This window comes from Vagococcus elongatus, from assembly GCF_003987645.1.
Taxonomy (GTDB): Bacteria; Bacillota; Bacilli; order Lactobacillales; family Vagococcaceae; genus Vagococcus_A; species Vagococcus_A elongatus.
This window is the reverse complement of the sequence record NZ_NGKA01000020.1, coordinates 1-13,651: the sequence shown is the minus strand read 5'-3', so window position 1 is coordinate 13,651 and position 13,651 is coordinate 1. Positions and strand designations below refer to the sequence as shown.

13 protein-coding genes are annotated in these 13,651 nt (G+C 36.6%); 7 read left to right on the top strand and 6 right to left on the bottom strand.

The genetic code is table 11. The annotated features are described in order from the left end of the window. Window positions 1–224 precede the first annotated feature (224 nt). On the top strand, window positions 225–1,112 hold the full coding sequence (locus tag CBF29_RS11190) for a cation diffusion facilitator family transporter (RefSeq protein ID WP_126809813.1): 888 nt from the start codon (window positions 225–227) through the stop codon (window positions 1,110–1,112). Between the two features lie 77 nt (window positions 1,113–1,189). On the opposite strand, the gene CBF29_RS11185 is transcribed toward CBF29_RS11190, so the two are convergent. Next, on the bottom strand, window positions 1,190–2,623 hold the full coding sequence (locus CBF29_RS11185) for a hypothetical protein (RefSeq protein ID WP_126809812.1): 1,434 nt from the start codon (window positions 2,621–2,623) through the stop codon (window positions 1,190–1,192). Window positions 2,624–2,929: 306 nt separating this feature from the next. On the opposite strand from CBF29_RS11185, the gene CBF29_RS11180 reads away from it, so the two are divergent. The 3 genes from CBF29_RS11180 (at window position 2,930) to CBF29_RS13800 (ending at window position 5,907) form a co-directional block, all read left to right on the top strand. Beyond that, window positions 2,930–3,772, top strand: coding sequence for a glycosyltransferase family 8 protein (locus tag CBF29_RS11180; RefSeq protein WP_126809811.1), 843 nt, complete (start codon window positions 2,930–2,932; stop codon window positions 3,770–3,772). Between the two features lie 772 nt (window positions 3,773–4,544). Further along, a complete protein-coding gene (locus CBF29_RS11175; protein ID WP_126809810.1) occupies window positions 4,545–5,246 on the top strand; it encodes a hypothetical protein in 702 nt (233 codons plus the stop codon). 490 nt (window positions 5,247–5,736) lie between these two features. Continuing rightward, complete coding sequence (locus CBF29_RS13800; protein ID WP_170170059.1) at window positions 5,737–5,907, top strand: SPJ_0845 family protein; 171 nt, start codon at window positions 5,737–5,739, stop codon at window positions 5,905–5,907. A gap of 31 nt (window positions 5,908–5,938) precedes the next feature. Here the strand turns inward: CBF29_RS13800 and CBF29_RS11170 are convergent, their stop codons facing one another. Continuing rightward, window positions 5,939–6,808: an ROK family protein gene (locus tag CBF29_RS11170; RefSeq protein ID WP_126809809.1), complete on the bottom strand. Its 870-nt coding sequence runs from the start codon at window positions 6,806–6,808 to the stop codon at window positions 5,939–5,941. Between the two features lie 213 nt (window positions 6,809–7,021). Here CBF29_RS11170 and CBF29_RS11165 point away from each other — a divergent pair, with 213 nt between their 5' ends. After that, complete coding sequence (locus CBF29_RS11165; RefSeq protein ID WP_126809808.1) at window positions 7,022–7,435, top strand: universal stress protein; 414 nt, start codon at window positions 7,022–7,024, stop codon at window positions 7,433–7,435. Between the two features lie 57 nt (window positions 7,436–7,492). Here CBF29_RS11165 and CBF29_RS11160 read toward each other — a convergent pair whose 3' ends face one another. The 3 genes from CBF29_RS11160 to CBF29_RS11150 form a co-directional block, all read right to left on the bottom strand. Continuing rightward, entirely contained in the window at window positions 7,493–9,397 is a 1,905-nt protein-coding gene (locus CBF29_RS11160) for an endonuclease MutS2 (RefSeq protein WP_126809807.1), read from the bottom strand. A gap of 523 nt (window positions 9,398–9,920) precedes the next feature. Further along, window positions 9,921–10,499 carry a histidine phosphatase family protein gene (locus CBF29_RS11155; protein ID WP_126809806.1) on the bottom strand — a complete coding sequence of 193 codons (579 nt, stop codon included), beginning with the start codon at window positions 10,497–10,499 and terminating at the stop codon, window positions 9,921–9,923. A gap of 72 nt (window positions 10,500–10,571) precedes the next feature. Continuing rightward, window positions 10,572–10,934, bottom strand: a complete 363-nt coding sequence (locus tag CBF29_RS11150) for an aldo/keto reductase (protein ID WP_126809805.1) — start codon at window positions 10,932–10,934, stop codon at window positions 10,572–10,574. A gap of 145 nt (window positions 10,935–11,079) precedes the next feature. Between CBF29_RS11150 and CBF29_RS11145 the strand changes: the two genes are divergently transcribed. Further along, window positions 11,080–11,475, top strand: coding sequence for a MerR family transcriptional regulator (locus CBF29_RS11145; RefSeq protein ID WP_126809804.1), 396 nt, complete (start codon window positions 11,080–11,082; stop codon window positions 11,473–11,475). Between the two features lie 99 nt (window positions 11,476–11,574). On the opposite strand, the gene CBF29_RS11140 is transcribed toward CBF29_RS11145, so the two are convergent. Next, window positions 11,575–12,147: a hypothetical protein gene (locus tag CBF29_RS11140; RefSeq protein WP_126809803.1), complete on the bottom strand. Its 573-nt coding sequence runs from the start codon at window positions 12,145–12,147 to the stop codon at window positions 11,575–11,577. 1,352 nt (window positions 12,148–13,499) lie between these two features. On the opposite strand from CBF29_RS11140, the gene CBF29_RS11135 reads away from it, so the two are divergent. Then, the coding region (locus CBF29_RS11135) for a transposase (RefSeq protein WP_211334289.1) at window positions 13,500–13,651 on the top strand (152 nt) is incomplete at its 3' end.

The window sequence follows — 13,651 nt, the reverse complement described above, 5'->3', positions numbered from 1 at the left end:
CATTTCAAAATACCACATATACCATTTGTCATAAAACACTTTTAGACCATTATGTAAATGAATGAAAAAATAATACCATTCCTTGAAAAATATGTCAATCCCAACCTAATCACCTTGTTAAATTTTAAAAATCTTATTATTTTGGTGTCCTTGAAAACTAGTATCTTCCCATTGTCTTTGTTATAATCCTATTTATCTGTAAATGAAAGGATTGACGATTGACTATGACTCAGAATCGAATGGAACAGCTGAAAACGGCTGAAAAAGGAGCTCTGGTTAGTATCGGTGCCTATCTTGTGATTGCCGTATGCAAATTAGCGGTGGGGTATATCGCTAATTCCAGTGCATTGCTCGCAGATGGATTAAATAATACTACGGATATCGTTGCCTCATCCGCCGTTTATATAGGCCTGAGACTTGCACGACAACCCGCAGACGATGACCATCGTTATGGTCATTGGAAAGCAGAATCCTTAGCCAGCTTGCTGACATCCATGATTATGCTCTTGGTCGGAGGACAAGTTTTTATTTCAGCAATCAAAAACTTGTTTAAAAGTCATACCGTCTCACCTGGACCACTTGCCGCCTACACAGGACTGGCATCTGCTATCATCATGTTTGCTGTTTATTGGTACAATCACAAATTAGCTAAACAAGTAAATAGTCATGCACTGGAAGCTGCAGCAAAAGATAATTTTTCAGATGCTCTTACGAGTATCGGGACAGCCATCGCTGTTTTTGCCGCATCCTTCGACTTGATCTGGCTTGATAAAATAACTGCGATTATCATTGGCCTCATTATTATCAAAACTGGTTTAGATATTTTCAAAGAAAGCAGTTTTAGTTTATCCGATGGTTTTTCCACAGAGGCGCTGACAAAATATAAAGAAGAAGTGGCTAAAATCGAGGGAGTGGTTAGTGTAAAAAGCTTGCGGGCACGAAGCTACGGAGCAAATATATTTTTGGATATTACCGTCTTGATGTCCCCTTCTATGACAGTACAAGAAAGTCACAATATCACCGAACAGATTGAACAGATGTTATCTAAGAAATTCCATGTATTTGATGTGGATGTCCATGTAGAACCGGCTCAAGCCAATATCCCAAAGTAAGTTCTCATGAGTTTGAAAAAACATAAAAACGGTCCAAACCTGTTGAGTTTGAACCGTTTTTTTATTATTAAAATGCTTTACTTTTTCGGTGCGCCCATCTTTTCTAGGAATTTTGTTATTTTTTCTTCCATATTATCCGTATGTTCGTCAGGAGTATTTCCCGGCAGCCGCCATTCAAGGACATCTTTCTTCAAATGATCCACATCACGAAATTCAACGGCCAAGGTTTCTCTATTTGAGGCAACAATCAATTCTTTGCCCGGGGTAGAATCTTTAACCGAAAATCCAGATTCCAGCAAAGCATCTTCCAAGCCTCTCATAGGCACTGTCCCAAGTGACGTCTTAGGCAAGTAAAAACGCAAGATTGTCTTTTGCCTCATCGGCTGAAAGAGCATCTTTTTAGCCTTGAGATAATAGGAAATATAATATAGAAAAGATTCGATACCTTTGTCCAAACTATAGTCAGTATTCAATATCCAATACGCCAAGCAATCATTGTTCATTCCCAATTCAAAAGGAAAGTAAGCTTGAGAATTCAGATAGCCAAAACGGCGACTCTCCACATAAAAATTTTGTGCATAGTTAAAAATCCTTGTGGTAAAGTGTTTAGCTTTTGTTTTTTCAACCGGCTGCAAATACTCGTTTTGATACTGGATCATCTGCATCCGATCTCCCGATTGCAGAAAATCAACATAAGGTTCTGCCAAAACTCCCACACCATTCGTCCACTCGATTTGTTCAAAGCCTAACTGTTTTTTAAATAACTTTTGAAAGTGGAGGTTGGCTTCTTCACGCCAATCAAGAGGAGAATTATATAATGTCACACGAATCACTTCTCTTGCCAGTTCCTTAACTTCATCTACTTGCTGCACGTCCAAAAATGCTTGCTTTGGAACCACATAGAAATAATTTTCTGAGAACCACATTTTCCAACACGAAGTTAGCGCCAGTCCGCGGAACATCAAATCATAACCGGAATATTGACTGCAGTCCACCAGTTTGTTGCCTTTATCATCTTTCATATAGCGAATACTTTCAGGGTATTGCAATTTGAGTTCTAATCTTTCTTGAATATCTTCCACATTGTGTGCCAAATACTCCTCATAATCACGAACGTAAGCATAAGTCCCACAGCTGATCATCCGCTGCTCAAGGTAATCAAGCAGGATATTTTCCAAATGATGATACAAAGGAGAATCTACTAGCAGGGTTTCAAGGACGCGACCTTTTCTAATTAGAATTTCCATTGAAAATTGCTCATGAGTGATTTTAAACAACTGTTGAGTTTCTTTTTCTTGAACTGAACTTCCCAACAAATGATTAAAGTCGTCTTCATTGATTTCAGTGGATTCATCTTCAGAAACTTTATAAATAGTCCTTGCTGAGTCACTTGAGGAGGCCATGATTTTTGACAAAATATACCAATCTTTGACCAGATCAGTCAATTTTTCGGAAGAATCGACAACATTAGATTGAAACACTAGATAAATTTTCTTCACATTTTCTGTCATTTTCATCCCTCCTGCCTTTATTATAACCTAATAAAACATGTTTGACAGTAATATGTATCTCAAATGTCTACGGCACTTCCCATGTTTGAATTTTTATATTTAATTTTTAAACGATTTTCTTTTTTATCTATAGAGACAAACAAATAATTGGGATGTATCACTAGACTGACTCACTCGTTATTCAAACATGATATACTATAAAAAAAGAAGGTTTATAATAAGAATTCGACTTTGACATTTTTGGAATTTGGGTGTTATTAATTTTTTCTACTAACTTTAAACTAAGATTTTGGGAGGTCATAGACAATGGAGAAAAGCAATCATTTTATTGATATTCTAGTGACACTGAATGAAAACTATATGGACCCTTTAAAAGTAATGTTAACTTCTCTGCATCATAATAACCTTGAGGAAGAGTTTAGAATCTGGGTTGTCCACGAATCCATCGGACAAGAAAAAATGGCGGAACTGGAAAATCTTACCCATTACTTTGGATGGGAATTACACAATAAGCAAATAGAACATCGTTGGCTAGATGAAGCTCCGACCATTAAACGCTACCCTAAAGAAATGTATTTCAGATTATTATGTGGTGAAATTCTTCCGGAAGAAGTAAACAAAGTGATTTATCTCGACCCGGATATTTTGATTATCAACTCTATAAGAAAGTTATGGGATACGGATTTGGGAGGTCACATGATTGCTGCCTCAACACACACCGGAACAACAAATTTAACCTCTGAAATAAATAAGCTCCGTCTCGGTACCGACCATGAATACTTCAACTCAGGTGTGATGGTAATGGACTTAACAATTGCTCGCACAAAAATCAAATTAGAAGATATCATCGCTGTCATTGAAAAGCACGGTGCGGAATTGCTTTTGCCTGACCAAGATGTGTTGAATCTTCTCTATGGAAAGCATATCAAGGAAGTCCCCGAAGAAATTTGGAACTATGATACCCGGAAGGCTGTCAGCTACTATGCCCGCAGTTTAGGAAAACATGATCTGCAGTGGGTGATGGACAATACAGTCATTCTTCATTTTTGCGGACAGCCCAAACCTTGGGACCCAAAAAGCGACAGCAGATTTACTGCACTCTACCTTCATTATGGACAGTTCTTGAAGCGCCTAGAAAAACAGTTTTAACTGTCTACGTGTATACCATTGAAATACCAAGCAGACAAATCATTTTTAGATTCATCAATTCTGTCATCAACAGAAGGATAAATCAAAATTATTTGTCTGTTTTTTCTTTTTGCCAAAATTTATACTGAAGTCATTGGTCATAAGTAATACAGATTATTTTATGACTTCTTTGCCATGGATATATATTTTGTTAATTGCCTTAGCAGGTCTATTTTTAGTAAATTTGTTGTATCTGTTCAAAAAATCTCCGCCTATGAAGACTTAGCAATCCATCTGAGTTGAACTTTTTAAGTTTTTTTGTAGACATACAACCATTTCAAATCAATGTCGTTGTCTCTTGCTAGATTTGCCACAAAGGAGCCACTTGAGATGTAAAATGACAAAGCGGTTGTTAGGGGCCAATAGGAGCTGGCGTAGAAATTTTAGTAGCAAAACTAGTACCAAAAGATGAACATAAAAGTTATTCACCAGCGTAGGCTGGTTTTTTTATTGCCCTAACACTAATACACACTAACAGAGAGATAGGTTATCCTTTTTGGGGTACCATCATCCGAATAAATTATGACAGGGTTAGGCAATTTCCCATTACTTATGACCTTTAGTCACAAATCTAACTGCCATCAAAGAAGAAGCCTTAAATGTTCGTTGCCAGTATTCACGATTTCTAACCGTAAATATACTATCATTCAACTCTTTCCTTACAAAACTGTAAGTGTCTCGTTCGTTACAATAATGTTACAATTTCATTACAGAAAGAAAGGTTGTGATTAGGTTGAAAAAGAATTTTCTCTTAGTTTCTCTATGCATCATTAGTTTATGCTTTATTGCAGGATGTTCTTCCAAGAAAAAAGCAGCTCCTAAAAAAAGTGAACAGACGATAACCACTTCTAAAAAGGGCAGTGAGACAAAGTCAAAGGACTCCAACACTGACAAAAAAAGTGAACAGTCTGATAAAAATAGCACTCCTGTTAATAATTCTTCCAAACAAGCCAGTGCTGTCAACAATAATTCCCAAGCTTCTCCCGAGGCTCCTCCCGCAAAAAATGATATTTTGAGTGGCTATTCACAGGAATATATCGAGTATGCAAGAGTTTGGCTTGCCGTTATGGGAGCGGATTATATCAAGTATTTAGATGATCCGGAATTCCGATTTAATCTAAATGTTGATTTTATGCCCGCAGGATCGCCTATCAATAGATTTGACGAAAATAGTGCGACTTATCCGGTGGATACCATACATCTTTCAGGAAATGCTTCCTTTCAAGGTTCCGTTGTCTATGCCAGTAATTACAATGGTACAGTCACACGTTACGATACTCCTTCACATTGGCACTACAACGCAGATGTCGCTAATGATCCGGAAGCTTTAAGAGCTTTGTCACAAGATGTCATCGACAGGGCGGAAATAATACCTGTCCCGACAGGCGATCCAGAGTCTGTCAAACGTCTGATTGACACAATCATTGTTCACTAGACATCTTACTTCCAATGTTAGGAAGTTTTTTTCAACGACAGCAGATAATATTGTTTGGTTTTACTGTCTTTTTGAATTAGCATGACCACGTTTTCTACTTATCAGCCTACAAACTATGACAGAGACTTAGGGCTCACTCTAAACTTTTCTGCAAATGTTTTAAGTAGAGCCGCTCTTTCAATTTTGTCACTTGATCACTCGGTCAGCAATGATATAATAAAATAAAAAACTGGAGGTTCCCACTATGCCACTTGTTAATAAAATTGCACTTGCAGCAGCTGTCGTTGTTTTAATTATTCCCTTTATTTTTATTAAACTTGCAAAAAATGCTGAAAATGAAGGCTCTAAGAAAAAATAATCCTTTTTTTACCAGTGATATCCCACAAACAAAAATTTAGTCATCTTAAACCGATTTGTAATGTTTAAAACAATACAAGTCTCCTAATAAAATGATATAGTAGAGTCAAGCAAAGCATTAGGAGGATATTCCATGGCAATCAAATATACAAAAACGGATGAATTAGAAAAGAAGCTTTCTGAATTTATCTTAGATATTGATATCGATCAAGATGAAATCGATCGCAGAAGTAAAATCGCTGAAGAAGAAGCAGAAAAATTCATCCAGTTAGAGAAAAAAGCCAAAGAAAAAAACGGGGATTAACCCGTTTTTTTTTTGACTTTGCAGCCTATTATTAATTTGAAAGAGACTCTAATTTTTCTTTAGCTAACTGAAGGCAGCCGATAATACCGCTGTTACTTCCTAAACCAGTAGGCAGAATATACTTATCCAATTCAGGATAGCTCACATAGCCATTGATCACTTTCTCGAATTCTTCATGAATTAAAGAAAACAGATGTGCCTGCTGCATAACACCGCCGCCTAAAATTATTGCTTCCGGTGATAAAACAAGAGTGTAGTTCATCAATGCCTGAGCGATATAATTAGCTTGGATTTTCCATACGGGATCATCTTCTGCCAATGTCTGCCCCTTTTGGCCTGTTCGCTTTTCCAATGCCGGACCAGACACCAAGCCTTCCACACAATCTCCATGGTAAGGACAAACTCCTGAAAAAGTATCCCCTTCTAAACGAGTCACTCGGATATGTCCCATCTCTGGATGACCAAAGCCTTGCAGCAGTTGACCATTGACCACACCACCTCCGCCGACTCCAGTCCCGATTGTTAAATAAATACAACTTTGCTTTCCTTTTCCTGCCCCGTAGGTCAATTCACCGTAAGCGGCGGCATTGACATCTGTCGTCCAAGCGATAGGCACCCCGTAGCGTGTCTTGAGCGCACCTAAAAAGTTATAATTTTGCCATTTGATTTTAGGTGTAGAAGTAATATAACCATACGTGTCTGACTTCTCATTGACATCGATTGGACCAAAAGAACCTACCCCCATACTTTTCAGCTCGTACTGATCAAAAAAACCAAACACTGCTGCCATGGTCACATCGGGTGTTTCCGTCGGGATACTCACCTTTTCGATGATTTCTAGTTTTTCATCGCTGACTGCACAAACAAACTTTGTTCCCCCTGCCTCAATTGCACCAAACATTTATTTTGCCTCCTTATTCCTGTCTCAATTTTTATCATTTGTTCAAAAATTGCACTTGTTTTTTCAATAACATACGGATCATCTATTTTATTGAAATTAATTTGCTATCTTTAGTATACTGGTTTTGTTGAAAATATCCTATAGCAAATCTACGTTTCTTTACAGTTAAGGATACGAATGCTAAAATTAAGTTACAATAGGAGGCGATAACACATGAAGGAAGCCTATCAACATATTCTAATTGCATTTGATGGTTCAGTACAGTCTGAAAAAGCACTCGAACACAGTCTTTTTTTAGCGGAATTAGCAGATGGCAAGGTAACTATCGCTCAGGTTTTAGACCCGCTCATTGAGTATTATCCGGATGACCCTAAAATTATTGAGGAAGAACAGGAAGCCTACAGCATTATTCAGCAAAAAATCAAAGGATTGCCAGAAGAAAAAATTGAAATAGTCGTCATGAGAGGCAATCCAAAGGACAAACTTGTTGAATTAGCAGAGAAGAAAAAAGTTGACTTAGTGGTTATGGGAGCTACCAGCAAACATGGTATCAAACGTGTTATCATCGGGTCAACGACGTCACATGTGATCAATCAATGCCCTTGCAATGTCCTTGTTATTCGTTAGTCAATCAATAATTATTCCCTCTAGGAAATCTCTCTTAGAGGGAATGTCGCTTTATTCTTAAGAACGTTTGTTTTTTCTTTCCTGAGCCTGTTTGTCTAAAATATTATGGGCTTTTTTAGCCCCCCGCAGCAAATCCTTCATTAGTTTTCGTTCCTGATAATCATCAAACAAACTATCATAATCGTACCCTGCCGGATAGAGAGCTTCACGCACCATCGTTAAGGTAACCCGCTGTCGACTGACCGTCAGCAACTCCTTATTAATACTAACAATAATCGTCTCACTTATTTGGTCATCTTCGAAAACCAGTCCGTGAGTCTTATGTTGGGAAGAGTAAATTTTATCTCCTTTATGAAAGAAACTTTTTTTGGTATTTTGTAAAGTCTCATTTGACTTATTTTTTCTGGAAAATATTTTTTTCTCTAAATCATATGCCCCTGACTGTTCGTATTTTTGGGCTTTTTTAATTACTTTCGAGGGAAGATGCATTTTCTCTGCAATCCAAAAGGCATTACTCGTCCCCACTTCCCCCATCTGCAACTGATATTTTGGAGCCAATGTCTCTGAGTCAAAAGACATAGCAGCAGTCTCAAAATCGGGATGAAGTTCTGAAAACCGTTTGATTTCACCATAGTGGGTCGTGGCAATTAAAATGCTTCCTTTAGAATAAAAGTCCTCCATCATCGCAATTGCCAAAGCAGCACCCTCTTTCGGGTCCGTCCCGCTGCCGATTTCATCAAGTAAAAGCAAGCTATTTCCCTTGGTTTCATGTGCAATCATTGCCAATTTTTTCATATGACCAGAAAAAGTACTTAAAGCATTTTCGATACTCTGATGATCTCCGATATCGACAAAAATCTGATCAAAAATGGCGATTTCTGTTCCCGATTTAGCTTTGATTTGTAGTCCTGTCATCGTTTGGAGCGTGAGTAAAGCCACAGTTTTTAGTACAATTGTCTTCCCCCCTGCGTTAGGCCCTGTGATTGTTAATCCGCGGAAATCTTTCCCCACAGCAAGAGTCAGCGGCACCGGATCGGTCAGTAAAGGATGTTCTGCCTCACATAGAACAATCTTGCTCTCTTGATTGAGTTTGGGTGTAATACCTTGTATTTGACGACTATATTTTGCCCTTGCAAAAATCACATCAAACTCTCCAATGATTTCGATATTTTCTTTGATGGCTGACAGGTGCTCCGCAATCATCCCCGTTAATCCTGCTAAAATTTGATAAACTTCAGCACTTTCTGCCACCTTTAAATCAAAAAGCTTGTCATTTAGTTTAGCTACCATGGACGGTTCGATAAACGCTGTGGTCCCTCGTTTGGATTCTTCGACAATAGAACCATTCAGCTGATTTTTATAACTGGCTTTTATAGGTATAGTAAACCTCTCTTGTTTTTTTACAACTATAAATTCCTGGATTTTCTTACTATGATTAGGATTCCTTAAAAATTTTTGTAACGTCTTTTCTATCTCCGACTCTGTCTCCTGAATTTTTTTCCGGATTCTTCTTAACTCGCGATGATAGTCAGCAGATACTTGGGAACGCTGAATCATTTTATTGATTTCATCCTCAACTTCAGGAAATGTCCCCAATGTTGTGCTATAAGCACTGAGATTAGAGACGTAAGCCTGATGTTTCTTAAAAAAATCTTTTATAAGGCGGCAGCTTCTTAAAAAATCGGCATATTGAACCAATTCCTCGGGATTAAGCACAAAACCTTTGGAAACTTGTTCCGTAAGATAATCTATGTTAGTCAACCCCATAAACGGCACATGTAGATTTCCATCCAGCAAACGTCTAGCTTCTTCCGTTTCTGCCAATCTCATCTGAACCACTCTTAAATTGGTGCTCGGTTTAAGTTCTTCTACCTTCTTTTTACCGAAAGGACTCATTGTCAGGGTTTTTAGTTCTTCTATTATTTTTATAAATTCTGTTTTTTCTATTGTATCTTGATTCATTTTTTTCTCCTTTACATTTCAAATCAAGATACTTTCTCTCAATTGAACAGTATCAAAAAAAGACGGCAGTTTCCCACTGCCGTCTTGTAAACAATCTGAATCATCAGAACTTGTTTGCAAATAAACATTCTGTGAGAAAGTATCTATTGGCAGGCAAGCTAAATAAACCCAGACTAAGCTGTCATTTTACTTGCCATAAAAACTAGATACTTAGAACACTCACAAAATTCCCTCATTTACTATAATTTGATTTGATACTATTCGAAGATAGTGTAGCAGTTTACTGCGAAGAAATCAATTCTTGTACATAATATTTGGTAAATAAAGTCTGGAGATAATAAATATGCAGCTGCCCTTTTTGAGTGCTGAATTCAGACCGTTTAAAAAGAAATAGAAACAAAAAAACTGTGTCTGCCATCTGTTTATTAAACAATCAGAGCATAAATTTATGACCGTTAAACAAGACAAATAACTAGAAGCTTCCAATTTGCCAATTTGTTACCAGAGCTTCTAGTCATTTAACTTATTCTATTTCACTAAAATCATGATTGATAATTTCCTGCAAAACAAATTCATTGTCTGCGAAATGATACTTAAAAATCGAACAATTTTGGATTTTTCTTTGACGCTTGACCTCACTGTAATCTTCCCAAACTCTATAAAACTGTGCAATAGCTGCCCCATGAGAAACAATGATAATATTTTCCCCATTAGAGTTTGTGACTATGTTCATGATTGCTTTGCTGATTCGGCCACGAAAGTCAAATTCATCCTCCCCTCCAAATTGTACAAAAAAATCCCGGTAAGGCAAAGGCGGATTCAAATGTTCACCCTCTGCCTCAAGTCTGCCAAAATTCCATTCTCGAAGGTCCTTCACACGAGTGTAAGGAGTGTCAGTTATCAACTCCAAAGTGTCGACAGCTCTTTCCGAAGTTGAGCAATACGCATCATCAAAAACCATACCTAATTCTTCTATATGTTTTTTGGCTATTATTGCTTGTTCTCTTCCCAATTCAGTCAGAGGTGAATCACAAAATCCTTGTATTTTTTTTTGCTGGTTGAAAAGCGTCTGACCATGCCGAATTAAATAGATTGTTTTCATAAAATACCTCCTAAACATTTCTTACCAGTGAAGCTATCATCTCTACAGCTTCCGGGGTTGATGATTGAAAAATTAACTTCTATTTGTATCCAGCAATTTGATTTTTGCCATATTATCACTGGATAATGAGAAATCAAATATATTAATATTTTCAATCATTCGTTCTTTATTAATGGTTTTTGCAAGCGGTACAATGTTTCTTTGTACTAACCACCGAAGAATGACTTGAGCTGCGGTCTTATTATATTTATGACCTATTTCATGTAGGGCTTCGCTGTTGAAAATACCGTGTTGTCCTTCTGCAAACGGTGTCCACCCTTGTACTTGAACACCATGGTTTTCATTAATGGCAAGCGCATTGTCCTGCTGATAAAAAGGGTTGATTTCAATTTGATTCACCGCAGGAAGCACTTCACCAAATCCTACAGAAGGCATCTCAATACCGCTATTCCTATTTTTTTCATATCATATCCCCTCCTTGATGATTTTGAAATTTCATCTATAATGAAAACTATACAACACGGGGGTAACTACCGGTCAAGGAGAAAAAGAAAAAATATCACTTCAGAGAGGAAAAAACATGAATAGTTTGAAAACAATGAAGCAAGTTTGCGAGCAGACTGGTCTGACATATGATACTCTTAAATATTATTGTAAGGAAGGGCTAGTCCCGAATCATAAAAGAGATCATAACAATCATAGAAAATTTGATGATAAAGATATAAATTGGATACATGGACTCATATGTTTGAAAGAATGTGGGATGACCATTAAAGACATGAAAAAATATATGCAACTATGCATTGAAGGGATGGATACAATTCCTCAGCGTCAAAAGATGCTGGAAAAAACTGAAAATAACTTAAAAGAGAATTTGAAAAAGATACAAGCATCTATGGAATATATTGAAAATAAACAAAAATATTACCAAGCCATTAAAGATGGGGACATAGAGTATTCCAGCAATTTAAGTTAAGGGGTTTAATTAAAACTTCAATCATAAGTCGTATCCTGAAAAAATTCCCTCTTTCAAAATTGAAAAAGACTCCTGAAATCATTTCAGGAGTCTTGGCAACTATTTTGCTTTTGTCACTCTTAAAAAAGCAGGGAAAGAAAAAATATTGACTGTTCGCTGCGCCACATAAAAGGCAATATAATAATCTACCATACTGTGAATCAGTCCGCCGACACCTAGGATCAACATCATGTTGATCAGATAAGCGCTTGAATACTCAGCATCTGGAATGCTTTTTGTCATAAATAAAGCAAAAACTACCGCCATCTCTACGATGGAGTGCAACGCACCGATACCCAAATTAAACATTGTATTTTTCTTCTTACTTGATAAAATTTCTGGACGTTGTTGTAATAAATAAGCACCAACAATAGCGAAGATGATGTGAGAAAAAGCACGTAAAGCAATCGTAAAAGGAGCGGTCATCATAAATCCAACCCCTGTACCTATGGCAACAGCCACCGCTGCTCCCGGGGAAATAAACATTGACAAAAAGATAGGCACATGACTGGCAAGGGTGAAGGATACAGGCGGAACCATGATTTTAATTGGCATAACCATTGGGATAATAACCCCTAAGGCTACTAATACAGCAGAATACGTCATCTTCTTTACATTACTAAACTCGAACATCTTGCTCCTCCTCATTTCTTTTTAACACTTAGTATATCACTTCACAGAGTTAAAATCACGTAAAAGGAATAAAAAAATAAAATTTTTATCATACAGAATATTGTTACCGCGCAGCTTATATTGTTTGCAATCACGTTCTTTGGACAAATTAACTTTGAATTTTCTTACCAAACTGAATGTTAGATGTCTTTCAAATAAATTTTATTCACCAATGTTTCATTAATTTTTAGTATTCCTACAACTCTATCTAATCTAATTTGTTAAAAAGTCGAATGTTGGTGCAAAGAATGACTTTTTCTAAATTTTTTTAGAGGAGTTATTTACTTCTATGCTCAAAGCTATGACCTTCAATTATATTGTTATCATGTAGAAATCAAGCATTCAAAGAAAAGTTCGATACTTTCAAATTCTAACTCACGAAATTCTCTGAGTACCTGGAAGAAAATTTTTCGTAACAAATAGAAGGTATGTTTTTTTACTTCACGAGTTGCTGATAAATGTCTTTTGATTTTTTTAGCCAGTTTTGCTTCATAATTTTGGAGTTTTTTCCAGAAAAACGTACATTTATTGACATTGGCTTCTAACTTAGGTCCATCAATAAAAATGGTTCCCGTTTCTATGAGGTTTTGCAAAAAAATTGGTTTCGAAACTGAATAAAACATTCTTCTAATAAAACTTGTATGTGTGGATAAACACGAAAATGATTAACCAGCCTGAAAATGGGTTAATATGCTTGTGTCAGCTATCTAGAGCAAATCCTGCCTTTCCAAAAAGCTTCAATCTTTCTGTCAGAAAAGACAGACTGCCTGTAACCACACAATAGCAATTTCAACATCATTTTTGGGAGTAAGAAGTAGCACCCATTCAAATGTTCGAAAATCAAGAAGACTGTTTCTGGAATATTTTCCACAGGCTCATTGATTGCAAAAGCGATATCGTCTTTTAATAAATAAATTTCTAAAGCCAACGATAAGGTGATTTGATTCATGTTATAATTTTGTATATAGATAGCACTCCTGTTTGATTATATTTAGTACTTTAATCATACAAAGAAGCGCTATTTTTATCGCTAAAAAAGTAATAAAACCATAAAAAGATTTCACACTTTTTTGTATTGAATCAGGACTTATAGATTAGGCCTTTTTTTACCATACTAAACCTGAAAGCCTACTGAATAGTTTCCTTTAAGATAACTAATAAAGTTTGAGACCCTTGATTTAGGCGAAGTGCTTACAAGTAAATAAATATAATCGATAAATTCCATATAATTGTGTAAAAGATAAAAGGCCATGTAACAGCCCATTCACGGTACAATGTTTTAAACCACTAAAACATACCAAGGAGGACTTTACATGACCCAAGTACATTTTACACTGGAAAGCGAAGAGGTTCAAAGAATTATAGAACATTCGGTAAAAGATGATGTGTCTAAAAATATTTTGACCACAGTATTCAACCAGTTAATGGAAAACCAACGAACGGAATACATTCAAGCTGAGGACTA